Below are 14,583 nucleotides of genomic sequence, written 5' to 3' on the forward strand. Positions count from 1 at the left end.
GTATGAGGCCAAAGAGACGATGAACTGGATATACAATTGTGTCTGTGCTTCGTAGTGTCTTTGTGAATTTCAAATCATAACCAACCATCATATCTCTCGGCCTCCCTTCATTAATATTATGTTTATATTAAGCGGACTCGTTTCGATGTGTCAACCCTTTTCTTGGAAAATTCCCTATTTTGCATATGCATTAGATTTTACTTCGTGCCAATAACTTATATAAAAAAAGCAGGGTCTGTAAGGAACAGACCCTGCTTACTCATGCATATCATGAGATTAGATATCGATTATTGATGGTACATGTTTTGACAGATTTGAATTTGCATCTTATCATTTCCCTGCTTGTTTTTCCAATTCTTCCACAGGATTTTCATCTTCTTTTTCAGGCACCTTGGAAGACAGGAACCAACCGCATACTGCAATCGTAATCAGCACAATGTAGAATCCAAATTTCCAAATTTTATTTTCCGGGAAATGCTCATCCAGAACGCCCAGTGAAGGGTGTGCAAGTGTAATAACAGCCAACTTAACCCCAACCCAGCCGACAATAACGAAGGCTGCAACTTCAAGCCCTGGACGGGAATGAAGCAGTTTAACGAAGAAGGAAGCCGCAAATCTCATGATGACGAGACCGATAAATCCACCGAGGAAGATGACGATAAACTGGCCACCGTCAAGTCCACCGATCGGAGGCAGACCACTTGGCGGCAAGGCAACAGCCAGCGCCACAGCTGCGAGAATGGAATCGACCGCGAACGCGATATCCGCCACTTCCACCTTGAATACAGTCATCCAGAAACCAGATTGTTTTTTTGTTTTTTTGGGAGCGAAATCAGCCGCTTCATCTGTTTTGTTTCGGCTACCCATAACCTTCTTGATAATGTGGTTAATCGAGATGTACAAGAGGTACAGTGCCCCAATTGCTTGAACCTGCCACACATCCACCAGGAATGAGATCAGGAACAACGAACCCAATCGGAAAATAAACGCTCCCATCAAACCATAAAATAACGCCTTTTTGCGTTTATCATCAGGTAAATGCTTAACCATAATGGCAAGAACCAATGCATTATCCGCTGCAAGCAATCCCTCCAGGACTACTAATACGACGAGAACCCACCCATACTCCAATAATAATGACAAATCCAAAATTGACTCCTCCTTAGTATCCTTATGATGTACAAAAAAAAGGACCTTTACCATTACTGGTAAGGTCCTTTTTATTCACAAAAAGAGACCTTTACCCAGTATGAAAACTTGGTAAAGGTCTCGCTAACAACAAAATTGCTGCCAATAAAGCCGGGGATACAATCCCGAACTGACGACTTTACTGTGAAAGCTACTCCCCTTTAACATCAGGAATATTTAGTTTTAAGTTGAAACAGGTTCAATAATCTGTTCTCATCATATTCATAACGATAAGCAAAGTCAAGCTTTATTTGACTGACTACGGTCCAGCTTGCGAAAGACCAGCAAATCATAGATGAAATTGCCTAGCGGGATAAATGAGACAAAAAACAAAGCAATTGGACGACGTAAACGCCATTTTTGCGTGGTATAAAGACTGACCATAAATAATAAATACATCAGAAATAAAAAGCCATAGATGTTGCCAAACCACGTGACTGCCTGAGGCATGATTCCTGATTCCCTTAATGGAAAAGCAACAAATAACAACAGCACATATGAAAGCCCCTGCAACCACAACAGCAGTCGAAAGCGGCTGAGTGTTGAATGTAACATTTTTTTCCTCCTGCTTCTAAATACGCGCAACGATTTCACTGCACCCCGTACAGTATATCACAAAAACGAAATTTCCCCTCACGCGTAGTTCCACAGGAGCCAAATCCACCCGATGCACATAGGATATATGACCAAAGTAGATTGTTACGAATATGGACAAGGAGGAGCCTGTTGATGAAAATAGCCCTGATAGCGCCTGAAAAATTGCCAGTCCCAGGTAACGGATCAGTCGAAATCTGCCTCCTCGGCATTGCTCGCGAACTTGCACTCCGTCACCAGGTGACGATCTTAAGTCGTCAGATGCCCGGCCTTGCCATCACAGAGCAATTAGATGGCATTACGATCCGTCGTGTACCAGCAACCAGTCCCAGCGAGTACACAAGGGCAGTGATCCGTTTTCTGAAAATTCAGCCCTTCGATTTGATCCAGGTAGATAACAGACCTCATAGTATGGCTGCAATTAAACGCGCCTTCCCTTCGTTACCTGTGGTGCTCTATCTTCACTCGTTAACTTTTGCACAACCAGGTCCTGCAAGATTAGCGCTGTTAAAAAAAGCGAACTGGATTGCCGTCAACAGTCAATCCCTCAGACAAAGGCTGGCTCGTCGATTCCCATCCTTGAAACGACGGATGGGTGTTGTACCACTTGGCGTGGACCTAAGCCGTTTTTTGCCTGCAGCTAAAGGAGAGCAGCAGCTTCTGCGGAAGCAGTTTGGTATTACAGGGCCATTCTCCATTCTGTATGTAGGCCGACTGATTCCCGGCAAAGGTGTGGACATATTGATTCGTGCCGTAGCTCTTATTCAGCAGCAGGTACCCGTGCAACTAATCATTGCAGGGAAAGGACCTCCAGTTTACGTCCGCAAGCTGCGACAGCTTACAAGAAAATTAAAGGTGGATACCGCCTTCCGAGGTCAGATCGCTCATGAACGTATTGACCGTTTGTACAGGGCTGTGGACTGTCTAGTGTGCCCTTCCCAACAACATGAGGCCTTCGGGCTGGTTAATGTTGAAGCTATGGCTTCAGGACTACCCGTCATTGCTTCAGACAATGGAGGCATTCGTGAAATCATTGTATCGGGGAGTAATGGATACCTTGTGAGACAGTATCACAATCCCCGAAGTTTCGCTGCTTACCTGTCTAAACTCGCAGACAATCCTTCTCTCGCTCGTTCGCTTGGAGAAGCTGGCCGTGTCAGTGCAGTTGAACAGTTCAGTTGGGCCCGGACAGCCATGCATCTTGAAGCAGCTTATACAAGACTCATCCGCGCATAAATCTTGTTGCACTTGTGATTTCGTTAGGCTTTTTCACGTGACTGCCAGTCTGCAATAAAACTATCCATATGCGGAACAGGAACGTACATCATTTCAATTAACTCCACAATAATCATATCTTTCATGGCAAACCTTACTTTAGCGCAGGTTTGTTGGCGGAAAGCATCATAGATTCCCGAGCCTGTCCAGCAACCATGAGGAGCGAGCAGCGGATTATTAACAATATATCCAACCGTCCCAATGGGTGGAACCACTACCTTGATGGCTCGAGAGTCCACCCGATTGTCGGGGTCTTTGACCAGAAACAGGATATCGCCTACGTTTAAAGCTTCTACACCATGATAATGTTCCATTCCATACATGGCTGCAAATAATTTGGTACTCATCGAAAAAGCTCCTTTTACACATTTTTTTGAATTTAGAAGGGTTGAAATTATTGATCTTCCTCATAATGCTTCATCCACTCTATGAGTTGTTTACGAATTTCTTTACGATATTCGCGGGGTTCAAGAACCTCCGCATCGGGGCCAAATTGATATAACCATTTCAGGAATTCACGACTACTGTTCAGCGTTACTTCAAATAACAATCCGCCATCAGGCAAATCAGTCATTCGTGGACGAACAAACATTTCTTCTTCTTTTATGTAGGGGGCCACCTCTTTACTGAACCTTACTTTAAAATGAATCAGTTTATCCCCACGATCAATGGACCACGTATTTTTCATGAACTGCGTTATGTTGAAATCACCCATAACAAAATGGGTATTGGTCTGGATAACGTCCAGAAAGCGACTGATCCGAAACAAACGTACTTTCTTCAGCAAGTGGCAATAACCAATCAAGTAGAAACGCTGATCGCGCGGAATGAGGTAATAGGGGTCAATGTCGCGGACCGTTATTTCATTTTTCGTAAGCGTATGATATTGGGTTCGAATCGTTTGTTGATCCAGAATGGCTTCAATGACTGGAATAAGTAAATTGGGATACTTCCCTTCTTCCCGGTATGCAGGTGTACCCATACGAATAATGCCTGCAATATTTTCTACAATGTCACTGTTTCTCGATTTCATTTTGGTATGAGCTGTCATCACCTTGTCAAAAGCTGAATCAAATTCAGCCGGGAGTTGCGAAGTATCCACCACGGATGGAAGCATCGAGAATACCATCGCTTCCTGTTCGGTAAAATCCAGAGGATACATGGCAAATTCACCAATGAACCGATATCCCTTGCCATAACCTTCATTCATGATAGGGGCAACCCTGTCCAAAATTCGGAGATCGCGATAAATCGTGCGCACAGTGGTACCGCATTTCAACGCCAATTCTTTGGCGGAAATTCCGGGATTCGCTTGTATAGCCTGAAGTATACGCAGAAGACGAATTAATTTCTCTGTCATGTAGTTTCTCCCCTTCGATATTTTATCGGCAAGGAAAACTAGTTCCTTTAGTCCGGTACTAAATCTTTAGTCCCAAACTCACTTTCGCAATTTCACCTTATGTATATAGTTCAATCGCACTTATTCAGCTTATTAAATATACATTCTCTTACTTGCTTGCGTAAAATATTAACCTCAAGTCCTTATACCTACGCCTGATAGCCTATTTGGCATTCAAAAAAAAAATAAAAAAAGTCTTGTCTCTTTGAGCAGAGACAAGACTTTTTCGCTTGGTTATTTGTGCAATTGCAATAATTTAGTCATCACATTGACCATATGGTCGCACAGATCAGGGATATCTCCCATCTGATCTTCATTCACACTACGGTCAAAATGTACTTCAGCAGTGACGGCGTAAGTTGCTGGCTGATCTTCAAATATATAATGAATATGCTGCAATTTTCGTTGTTCCGGCCAGCTCTCTTGTAATATGGGGCTAATCGCCGGACATTGAGCCTCAGGCTCCTTAACAACCATTCTGAACCGCAGCCGCAAACGGCAACCTGATGGACCACCTGGTGTCTCCAAAATCTCAGCCGCGAGATCCTCAAGCGATGTGCTCAGTACCACTTCGCCAGTTACCTCAGGACAATCTCTCAGGCAGAATTGCAGCACGAACTCTCTGGACATACGAGCCATCTCAAGCTGATCCTTCCGATCTGTTATGGAAATAAGTTCATCCAAATTATCGAGATCATATAGGTAATTTTCGAAGCCTACTTTCAAATTGTCATAAATCGTCGGATCAAACATATTGCGAAACCTGCTTTCTTGTGCAAATTATTCCAAAGTGCATTGTTGCTGCTCCGAATCATAGTATACTGTAACGCTACTTCACGCAAACAGGCAACGTTATCATACCGAATAGCTCGACTATGTAGCCATCTGTCATAAGTCAAAACGACATTCATCATCGCGCATCTCCAGCGACTCCACTTGTCCATTTCCAATATAAAAAAGCCCGGTCGTGATGACCGGGCTTGGTTGAGATACAGAATAATAAATATTCTGACTCCCTATTCTTCTTTAGCTGGTTCTTCTGGTGCTGCCGGTGCTGCTTCATCAGCAGAAGCCGTAGGCTCTTCCTCAGCCGCTTGTGGCGGCATCACGGAAGCGATGATGGAATCACCTGACGTCACCAGAGTCAGACCTTTTTCGAGCTTGATATCTCCAGCTGTCAAACGATCACCAATTTCCAGTCCGCTAACATCCACCTCAATGGAGGTTGGCAGATCAGCCGGAAGTCCTTCGACCTCCAGTTGAGTTTCCTGTGTCTGGAACACACCGCCTGCCTTGGAGCCGGCTGCGGTACCTTGGAAGTCGATCGATACACTAACGCTGATCGGCTTGTTCTTCGAAATTTGCAGGAAGTCCACGTGCAGCAGACGTCCGTTACGTTCCTGCTGATCCTTGATCAGCACTGGAACCGTTTTGCCACCCTCAAGATTGAGGTTGAACATCTCGGAGCGACCTGTACGTGCTACTTTCAGCACTTCTTTTTCATCTACATGTATCGCGGCACCTTCTAATCCCGGGCCATAAACGACAGCCGGAACACGTCCGCCTTGTCTTAACAGGCGCAATGCTGCACCTTTCTTTTCAGTTCTTGGTGTTGCCGTAAGTTGAGCCATTTTTCCGTTGGATTTCATGATTGAACATCCTCCTTCAAGGGATCCTTACTTTATATTTGTTAGGAAGCGATAAGCTTCTCTCTTAGACCAGAATGGCCTTTTCGTGCGTGGCCGAATCTGGGGCCATATCTATATTTACCCCAATGAAAGACCATCTCAAACACTAACATGTACAGTTTTTTTTATTTTTCGGGTGAAAATGTTTCTTTCTGATGAACAAAAAAGCAGCCGGAATACCTTCCGACCGCTTGTTAAGCCTATATTTTTCAACCATTTGTATGAAGTTATAACCTGGCCAGCTAAGCGCTGTTACGATCATCCTCTACATCACTTTCACGGATAACCTGCATCTGATCCGACCCACTCTGAACGATAATGTGCACATCTCCGTCTTCAGGACCGATATCAACATAACGATCTCCGCAGGTATCTTTGGCTTCCCATTCATTCAGACGAATGATTAAGCCCAGATGATGCAGTCCTGCAGCCACCCGAAAACGGGCTTCTGCTGCATTGCCTACTCGCTCAAAGGAGACCGCTCCATCCTCCATGCCTGTGCCCCATACCCAGACATCCCATCCCTCATAATGCTGATCTTCCCGTTCATATCGGAGAGTCACTATTCGCGAAATTGGTTTGTGGATTTTGATATTCAGCGATGCCTGAATTCCTCCAGCTTCCGCGATAATCTGGGTAGATCCTGGTGTTAAAGCACGCACAATGCCTGCTGTACTGACCGCTGCATGCTCCAGATGAGATGAGCTCCACCGTATATTCATACCTTGCAAAGGCTGGCCGAATTGATCCAGAACCAAGGCGCGGAATCGACTGACACGTGTTGTGTACATCACGGATTCCCCGATAATTTCAATTCGTTCCGGATGGAGGTAATCAACCTGCAGCGTACACTCTGTGGTAATCGTGCCACATTGGACGCTAATCGTGGCTTCTCCGGTCTCCCCCGTATGAATTGTCCCATCGGATTGAATCGCAATAATCTGTGGGTTCGAAGAGCTCCAGTTCACAGATGCGTTCTCCACCACATTACCAAAACGGTCTCTGACCGATGCTCGCAAACCGGCAATCTCTCCGACACTGTACACAAGACGCGGCGAATGAATCTCAATCACAGCGGGTTCAGCACCGCCAGCATACTCCGTGTCGTACATTACCATCAGTGACCATCGTTCTACCATTGCGGTTCCGCTCACCGTCTCAATGAGATCTGTACCTGCCTGGTGATCATTCACCACGATATGCCAGTCACCCTCCGGCAGACTCACTTGCTGCTGCTGACCTGTACCGTTGTAAATCACCACGATCTGATTCCAGGTATCCTGATTCGCTCCGTGATCCAGTGTAAATGCAACCACATTTCCTTCTGCTCGCATCATGCGAAGGTGACTCCTTACCTGCTCGGCGTTAATCATACGAAAAGCCGGATGTGTGCGGCGCAGATGAATCAGGCCGCGATAATAGTCAAAAACAGGTCTGAATCGAGCTTTGTTAGCCCAAGTGATCGTATTCACGGCGTCCCCGCTGCGATAACTATTGTGATCTCCTGCTTTGGATCTCAGCATCTCATCCCCTGCATGGAGAAATGGAATCCCCTGTGAGGTAAGTAGAATCCCTGTTGAGAGCAAGGAACGACGGACCATCTCATGATCAAGTACATCATCCGCATTGACATAACGATAAGGGTCCGCCGCTTTAACCGCCGATTCCGCACTGCCTCCTTCTACGGGCTGCCCGTCTCTCCATACCGGGTAACCGAGATCATGCCTGAGGTACATCGTTGTTGCGATTTTGTCCCACAGGTTGAGATTATCATGTGCTGTTACATAATTGACGGATTCCACCGGTGAAGATGTGAAATCATCCAGCGCTCCAGCTACACCCATGGCAATTTCGTACTCCCTACCGTCTGCTCCTGTAACAAAACCTTTGCCGATACTATCACTATCCCCTTTGATGGCACTGCGGAAATGATCGTTAAAAACGGAAAATCCCTGACCGCGCTGTGTTCCTTTTAACGTTTTCCGATCCAGAGGTGAATCTCCACCTGTCCACGGCTCCCCGTAGATCAGAAAAGCCGAATCAATCTGTTCTCTCAGCTCACGGGTCACTTCGTTCATCGTGTCTGTATCAATCAGACCCATGAGGTCGAATCGAAACCCGTCCACATGATATTCCTCTGCCCAATACAGGAGAGAGTCCAAAATATATTTTCGCACCATGGGGCGCTCCGTAGCCAGTTCATTGCCTACACCCGAGCCATTGCTCAATGTGCCGTCCTCACGGTAACGATAATAATAACTTGGTACAATTCGTTCAAAAGGTCCATCATCCACGCTGTACGTATGGTTATAAACCACATCAAGCACGACACGAATGCCTTGTCGGTGCAAGGAATGAATGAGAGCCTTGAACTCCCGAATTCGAACCGCAGGATCACGTGGATTGGTGGCATAGGAACCCTCCGGCACGTTATAGTGCTGCGGATCATACCCCCAGTTGTATGGCAATTTGGCATTCGAACCGGCGTCCGTTGTCGATGCCAATTCATCCACCGTCTGATAATCCGCTACAGGCAGAAGATGCACATGCGTGATGCCGAGTTCGACAAGATGATCTACACCGATGGAGTTGCCGCCTCTGTCCGTCAACCCGGAAGCTGTAAATGCCAAATATTTGCCCTTATACGGAATATCGGCATGGGGGTCGGAGGAGAAGTCACGCACATGTAATTCATATAGAACTGCATCTGCCGGACGTAGAAATACGGGCTTCACATCCTCTTCCCAGTCCACAGGATTGGTTGTATCCAGATCAATTATGGCTGTTCGCTGTCCGTTCGCCGATACAGCACGAGCGTAAGGATCGGGTGCCACTGCAATATGCTGATCATCATGCGTAATGTGATACATATAATAATGTCCGGCCCAATCCCCTTCAAGCTGTACACTCCATATTCCATCCGGGTCACGGGTCATCGACCGTTGCTGTCCGTCATCATGTTCGGTTACTTTACCACTTGCATCATAATGTCCCTCATCATCAAAAATGAGTATAGAAACCTGCTGAGCTGTAGGTGCCCACAGCTTAAATGTGCTTGCTCTACGCGTATATGTTAAGCCAAGATCGTTGCCTTCATAACGAAAAGATGTCCATTCCGGCATCGTTCCCACCGCCTTTATATCCATTGATTTCGTGTTGTCCCGATGTTACGGAGCGAGACGTCATTTGTCAACCCGGGGTTGTCTGTACTCAACATATCGGTTGAGCAGAGGCTTTCAATTAGCATATTGAATATGATGCAAATCTACATAGCAATCGCTTTCAAGATACAGCATATGTAAACAAGCGCCATAGATTGACAGCATTTGTACCTGTCCTGATGAAAAAAAGGCGGGAGAAAACAAAACACCCTCGTCCCACAATGGAGAAAGGGTGCAATAACGTTCATTCACCTGAATACATAACCGTCATGGATATAGCGGGAATGCTGACCTGACCGTCCTTGGCCGTACGCAGCGTCTCAGTACCAGCCTGCCCCTGCTCTACGACCACATTCCATGTACCTGAAGGAACGGAGGTTGTACGGGTTTCTTTGGAAGCATTATATATAACGATTATCCGTCCCCATGAATCTCCGACAGCCGTTCCTGCCAGTTCATAGGCCAACAACCCTTTTCCTTTTTCAAGCAATCGAACATGGTGCTCAATCTCTTCCCGGGTGCGAAGACGAAAAGCAGGATGCTCGCGCCGAAGACGGATCAGACCACGATAATAATCATGAACAGGTTTAAACTGCTGCTTTTGCTCCCACCGAATGGCATTGACTGAATCCCCACTCTCATGACTGTTGGCATCACCATATTTACTTCGCAGAAATTCATCTCCAGCCGCAAGCAAAGGAACCCCCTGGGAAGTCAATACGATGCCATTAGCAAGTAGACAACGCCGGACCGTTTCGTTCTCCAGTATACGATCCGGGTCAACGTGCAAATACGGCTTCGCCTGCTGTACAGCCTCTTCCACGTTGGCGCTGCCTTTCACACGACCATCCTCACTATATGTGATAAATCCCAGTGTATCGTGCAATCCTTGTGTCTGGGCGACTTTGTCCCACAGGTTGAGATTATCATGTACGGTTACATAATTAATTGTTTCAGATGGGTTATCCGTAAAATCGGTAATGGCTCCCCGTACGCCTGTCCATATATCATCTTCCTTTCCCTCCGCTCCAGTAGCAAATCCGGTTCCCGTTCCATCACTATCGCCTTTGATCGTTCCACGGAGGTTATCGTTAAATACAGCAAATCCGGCTTTACGCTGTGCTCCCTTAAGTGTCATTCGATCCCCAAGGGGTGATTCCAACGCTCCCCAGGGTTCACCGTATAAGAGGATGGACGGAGAAACTTTGGCATGCAGTTCTGCTGCGAGCTCTTTCATCGTTGCAGTGTCCATCAGACCCATCAGGTCAAAACGAAACCCGTCCACATGGTATTCCTCTGCCCAGTATCGTACGGAGTCGATAATGAATTTGCGCACCATCGGTCGCTCCGTAGCCACTTCATTGCCTGTACCAGATCCATTGCTGTACGTGCCATCCGGGTTCTGACGGTAGTAATATCCTGGAACAAGCTTCTCAAATGAACTGGCTGCCGTATCAAACGTATGATTGTACACCACATCCATAATGACTCCGATCCCCTTCTCATGAAGGGCGAGTACCATCAATTTGAACTCTCGAATTCTTGTCTCCGGCTCATCTGCACGGGATGCATAAGAACCTTCTGGAACGTTGTAGTGGAGCGGATCATATCCCCAGTTATAACGTGAGCAATCGGAAGTCCGATCATCTTCCTTCGATTCGTCCACTGTCGCAAAATCAAAAACCGGTAGCAGATGTACATGAGTAATTCCCAGCTCAGCCAAATGATCGATCCCCAGTGTATTCCCGTTTGAATCGTGCAAACCTGTCTCGGTAAAAGCAAGATACTTTCCTTTGTGCCTCATGCCGGATGACTCATGGATCGAGAAATCGCGCACATGCAGCTCATATAAGACCGCATCTACCGGGCTCGCCAGTTCTGGACGAATATCCTCATTCCAGCCATTCGGGTCGGTCTGTTCGAGCCTGACGATGACTCCCATTTCTCCATTCACGGTCACAGCCCGTGCATAGGGGTCAACCGCAATCTCCTGTCTTCCGTCATCAAAGGTTACCCTGTACATATAACGATAACCGTTCCACTCACCTTCGAGCTTCAGGGACCAGATGCCCTGATCCTGTTTGTTCATTGGTATTTCTTTCTGTTCATCCTGATTCTTCTGTTCACTGGGACTTCCCCCTGTTGAAGGCGGGGATAACAGCACATCTACCTGCTTTGCGGTAGGCGCCCACACTTTGAAACCACAGGCTTGTGGTTCCATCGTGACACCCAGATCTCTTCCTTGGTATGTATCTAATACGTTTAATACGTCTAACTTGTGATGGTCATCAATCATGCTGTATATTCCCCTCTCGATGAGCAATAAAATGAATGTGAACAAATGCTCCTTACCTTTTATACCCGTTCTGTCACTTAACCATAATCTTAGGGATGAAAAAGAACATAAAAAACAAGCCATGCTTCACGTCATTTCACGCAAAACACAGCTTGTTCTTCAAATTACTTCCCGTTTAGCTGGGCATAAGACGCTTCAAATTCGGAAATGAGCTGTTCGCCACCGGATTTTCTCCAGTTCGCCACTTCCTGCTCCCATCCAGCATCATCGATTTTGCCCATAATGTATTTGGTCTGTGCATCCCAGATCATCTGGTCCAGCTCCTGGCCTCGCTCAGTATAGATGGCAGAAGACAAGGTCAGCGCCGGATTTGGAATGGCATACTGCTCATTCTCACGTGCCATCTTCGTGCCCTTCATACCGATTGGTACATCGACAAGTTCAGGCACGTTATATCCTTCAATGCTTAGCAGATTGTCACGATAAGGCTTCACTTCACGCTGATACCCGTCGAAGTCCTTGAACTCGGTTTTGCCATCCGAAGTCTTCGTATAGTGCACGTCTTCCAGACCACGCAGCTGAAGCGTACTCAGTGGTTCGTCCATCAGTTGATCCAGGAACGTCAGCACCTGTTTTAACTGTTCTTCGTCCGGTACGGAAGCTTTGGGAATGACAAGCATGCCATAGTTCCCTGGTTCCCCGGCAATTCGAATGCCATCCGGTCCTTGGAACGGAGCCACATCAATCTCGCCATCAGGCACGTTTGGTGTCAGCCGCTGTTGAAACGACTTTCCGTTCTGAGCAACACCGTTCAGCTTCATAGCTACAAGACCGGAGTCGATTTTTTTGTCCGCATCAGAAGGGTCCAGCGCTGGGAAGTCACTGTTGATCAATCCCTCACTGAACAGACGCTTGAACAGCTTCATCGTGTCCACATATTCTGTGGTCAGGAATTCAGGGGTAAGTTTACCCGCATCGTCCACACCCCACTTGTTCACCCCACCAATACTTACGGCGATCCGTGTCAGCGGAGAGGATACTCCTTCGTTGTACTTTTTGAATAGTACCGTTCCATACGTATCTTCCTTGCCGTTACCATCAGGATCATCCTTGCGAATGGAGCGCATCACTTCGTACCAGTCATCCAGCGTTTTTGGTACATCCAGCTTAAGCTTGTCGAACCAGTCCTTGCGGTACACCATGGCTGTACGCCCAATATCGCGGAAGTTGGGTACCCCGTAGACCTTTCCTTCGATCTTGATATTGTCAAAATAAGCCTCGGATTGGGCAGACAGGTTCTTATAATCCTTCAGATAGGGTCCAATTTCCCAGAACAGCCCCGTTTTGGCTGCGTTAAATGTTGTGGGTACATAATTCACACGCATGATGGTCGGCATCTCGCCCGAAGCTACCATGACATTAACTTTATCATCAAAAGCAGACTGCGGAATCCACTGTACACTGACATCCGTATTCGTATATTCCTCAATCTTTTGTTCAATCCCATTCTCCTTGGCCGGCACATCACCAACCTGCATCAAAGAAATCGAAATGGGAAGCTTGCCTTCCCCTGCCGCAGGCGCTTTTTCTCCCCCACAGCCTGCAAGCAGCCCGGCGGACATTGCACCAACCACGACCAATCCGCCTAAACGGGACATCCGACCTTTTGGACTCATGAACCATCTCTCCTTTGGTTAACCAAATTGTTCACATTTTGCCTCATTTGATTAAATCGCTACGGGTACACAATATAGACGGACTGAACCGTTCCGATCTATATTGTGCTGATTTGAAGTCGCTCCTTGGATTGATGCAAAACGCCCCATGAATGCGCTATCATAAATAAGTCTGAAGAAAAGAACTAGCGTGTCGCCAGTTCTATCTCCACTCCTGCCAAAATAAATGGAGCAACCGATTTCGGATCATTAATCCGAATGGATTCAGTTACATAATACTCGTATGACCCGTCACGATACGGGGTCCCCCCCAACCCTGCTCCGCCGTTACACTGCGTCAGGGACAATACACCTTCACGGTCCGTTTGCAGCAGATGCAGCAGCAGACCCTGATACCCCTTTTCTGCGATAGCTTTAAACTTGCCACTCAGATAACCCTTACGTACGCCCTTCGCAAGTGCATACACAAACATTGAGGTTCCCGAAGCCTCCAAATAATTACGCTCACGCCCCGGCTGATCGAGCAAATGAGGCCATAACCCGGACTGTTGGTCCTGTACATGTACAAGTGCATTCGCTACACGTTCGAAAATCCCCACAATCTGACCCCGCTGCTCATGATCTACAGGCAGATGATCCAATGTATCCACTACCGCCATCACATACCAGCCCATCGCCCGGCTCCATACATGCGGAGAGCATCCGGTTTCTCCCGAGCTCCAGCGCTGTTCCCTGCTCTCATCCCAGGCATGGTACAGTAGACCGCTGCGTGGATCACGTGTACGTTTCTCCACCAGCAGTAGCTGTAATGCCGCCTTGTCAAACCACTTCTCCTCGCCAGTAACCGCACCATATTGCGTCAGGAACGGCGTGGCCATATACAGCCCATCCAGCCACATCTGAAACGGGTAGACCTTCTTGTGCCAGAATCCGCCTTCACTCGTACGAGGCTGTCCCTTAAGCTGTACCATGAGCAAATCCGCGGCTTTACGGTACTTTTCTTCACCCGTTTTGTCCAGCAACAGGAACAGCGATTTCCCCTGGTTAATCTGGTCTAGGTTATATTCCTCTACCGCATAGGAGCGAATCGAGCCATCCTCTTGAATGAAGTTATCCATTAGTTCATGAATGTAATCGAAATATTTCTGTTCTCCGGTATGGGTGTACAGCTCTTCCAGCGCTTTCAGTAGACAACCATTTTCATAATGCCAGGTAGGGTACAACTCATGATTGCGATAACTTTCCATGAACTGTTCAGCCATCCGTACCGGTGTGAATTGCAGGGTTTCTTTCATGATGTTCCTCC

11 protein-coding genes are annotated in these 14,583 nt (G+C 47.0%); 1 reads left to right on the forward strand and 10 read right to left on the reverse strand.

The genetic code is table 11. The annotated features are described in order from the left end of the window. Positions 1-330: 330 nt before the first annotated feature. Both BUA17_RS19835 and BUA17_RS19840 read right to left on the reverse strand, forming a co-directional pair. Complete coding sequence (locus BUA17_RS19835; RefSeq protein ID WP_072734727.1) at positions 331-1,149, reverse strand: TerC family protein; 819 nt, start codon at positions 1,147-1,149, stop codon at positions 331-333. A 279-nt stretch (positions 1,150-1,428) separates the two neighbouring features. Next, positions 1,429-1,743: a DUF3817 domain-containing protein gene (locus tag BUA17_RS19840; RefSeq protein WP_064635903.1), complete on the reverse strand. Its 315-nt coding sequence runs from the start codon at positions 1,741-1,743 to the stop codon at positions 1,429-1,431. Between the two features lie 174 nt (positions 1,744-1,917). On the opposite strand from BUA17_RS19840, the gene BUA17_RS19845 reads away from it, so the two are divergent. After that, on the forward strand, positions 1,918-3,018 hold the full coding sequence (locus BUA17_RS19845) for a glycosyltransferase family 4 protein (protein WP_072734728.1): 1,101 nt from the start codon (positions 1,918-1,920) through the stop codon (positions 3,016-3,018). Between the two features lie 23 nt (positions 3,019-3,041). On the opposite strand, the gene BUA17_RS19850 is transcribed toward BUA17_RS19845, so the two are convergent. The 8 genes from BUA17_RS19850 to BUA17_RS19885 all read right to left on the reverse strand — a co-directional run bounded on the left by BUA17_RS19850 (position 3,042) and on the right by BUA17_RS19885 (position 14,572). After that, entirely contained in the window at positions 3,042-3,404 is a 363-nt protein-coding gene (locus BUA17_RS19850; RefSeq protein ID WP_063566897.1) for an HIRAN domain-containing protein, read from the reverse strand. A gap of 47 nt (positions 3,405-3,451) precedes the next feature. Beyond that, positions 3,452-4,417 (reverse strand): helix-turn-helix transcriptional regulator, encoded by a 966-nt coding sequence (locus tag BUA17_RS19855; protein WP_072734729.1) that lies wholly within the window; start codon positions 4,415-4,417, stop codon positions 3,452-3,454. Between the two features lie 273 nt (positions 4,418-4,690). Next, the gene (locus tag BUA17_RS19860) at positions 4,691-5,209 is read right to left on the reverse strand and encodes a hypothetical protein (RefSeq protein WP_072734730.1); all 519 of its coding nucleotides are present in this window, start codon (positions 5,207-5,209) and stop codon (positions 4,691-4,693) included. A 263-nt stretch (positions 5,210-5,472) separates the two neighbouring features. Continuing rightward, entirely contained in the window at positions 5,473-6,105 is a 633-nt protein-coding gene (locus BUA17_RS19865; RefSeq protein ID WP_063566894.1) for a 50S ribosomal protein L25, read from the reverse strand. 281 nt (positions 6,106-6,386) lie between these two features. Further along, positions 6,387-9,266 carry a type I pullulanase gene (pulA, locus tag BUA17_RS19870; RefSeq protein WP_072734731.1) on the reverse strand — a complete coding sequence of 960 codons (2,880 nt, stop codon included), beginning with the start codon at positions 9,264-9,266 and terminating at the stop codon, positions 6,387-6,389. Positions 9,267-9,549: 283 nt separating this feature from the next. Then, positions 9,550-11,601 (reverse strand): type I pullulanase, encoded by a 2,052-nt coding sequence (pulA, locus tag BUA17_RS19875; RefSeq protein ID WP_072734732.1) that lies wholly within the window; start codon positions 11,599-11,601, stop codon positions 9,550-9,552. 164 nt (positions 11,602-11,765) lie between these two features. After that, positions 11,766-13,277: an extracellular solute-binding protein gene (locus BUA17_RS19880; RefSeq protein WP_083584781.1), complete on the reverse strand. Its 1,512-nt coding sequence runs from the start codon at positions 13,275-13,277 to the stop codon at positions 11,766-11,768. Positions 13,278-13,462: 185 nt separating this feature from the next. Then, positions 13,463-14,572 (reverse strand): glycoside hydrolase family 88/105 protein, encoded by a 1,110-nt coding sequence (locus BUA17_RS19885; RefSeq protein ID WP_072734733.1) that lies wholly within the window; start codon positions 14,570-14,572, stop codon positions 13,463-13,465. Positions 14,573-14,583 lie beyond the last annotated feature (11 nt).

Origin of the sequence: Paenibacillus sp. ov031 (assembly GCF_900143165.1) — a bacterium.
In the GTDB taxonomy this organism is placed as follows: domain Bacteria; phylum Bacillota; class Bacilli; order Paenibacillales; family Paenibacillaceae; genus Paenibacillus; species Paenibacillus marchantiae.